Source organism: Streptomyces xylophagus (assembly GCF_000716435.1).
Classification (GTDB): Bacteria; Actinomycetota; Actinomycetes; order Streptomycetales; family Streptomycetaceae; genus Streptomyces; species Streptomyces xylophagus.
This window is the reverse complement of the sequence record NZ_JNWO01000102.1, coordinates 1-738: the sequence shown is the minus strand read 5'-3', so window position 1 is coordinate 738 and position 738 is coordinate 1. Positions and strand designations below refer to the sequence as shown.

The following is a 738-nucleotide window of genomic DNA, read 5'->3' as shown; positions in this document are numbered from 1 at the left end:
GCACCTGACGGGCGCACATCGTCTTCACCGCTGCGAGTCGTTCGTCGCCGACGAGCGGCAGACGGTGGCCGTCCTCGGCGACCAGGGCGACGGTGAGGTCGACGGATGCGCGGCGGGTCCAGGCGGTCATGCGGCACGCTCCAGGGCGCGCTGCCGCTTGATGTACGACTTGACGGCTTCGGGGTGGCAGCGGACCGCGATCGCGATGTCGGGGATCGGGTCGCCGGCCGCGTGGCGGGTCATGATTTCGGTGTGGTGGTCGACGGGCCGCGAGACACCGGTGGTCGGCTTCCGGAGTTTCTGCGGGGCGCGGAGCTGCCGGCGCTCCTTTTCGGTGAGGCCACCCCAGACGCCGTACTGCTCGCCTTCGTTGAGAGCGAAGTCGAGGCACTCCTCGCGGACGGGGCAGACGGTGGTGCAGATGCGGATGGCGGGTGCGGCGGTGGTGTCGGAGACGGGGTGCCAGAGTTCGGGGTCGTAGTCGCGGCAGGCGGCGTCGTCGCGCCATTCCTGGCTGGTCATCGGGTCACCTCCCGGATGGCGGGCATGAGCCCGGTGCGGTCGTCGGGTCCGGCGTGCAGCAGCCGGGTGGCGTAGTAGGCGGGAGCGTTGACCTGCCGTACGGCGGGCGCGATCGGGTTGTGGTCGGTGTTGGCCCGTTGGTGGGCGGGGATGAGCCGGTGGCCGTGTCGTCGGTCGGCGTCGTCGGTGGCGGCGTGCCGGCCGGCGTTGAGCAGG

The 738-nt window shown here is 71.7% G+C and carries 2 protein-coding genes; both read right to left on the bottom strand.

The features are described from left to right. Positions 1-126: 126 nt before the first annotated feature. Positions 127-522 (bottom strand): WhiB family transcriptional regulator, encoded by a 396-nt coding sequence (locus tag OO70_RS56960; RefSeq protein WP_063749801.1) that lies wholly within the window; start codon positions 520-522, stop codon positions 127-129. Beyond that, on the bottom strand, positions 519-738 hold a 220-nt coding region (locus OO70_RS50460; protein WP_043688291.1), incomplete at its 5' end, for a hypothetical protein. The genes OO70_RS56960 and OO70_RS50460, both read right to left, overlap by 4 nt.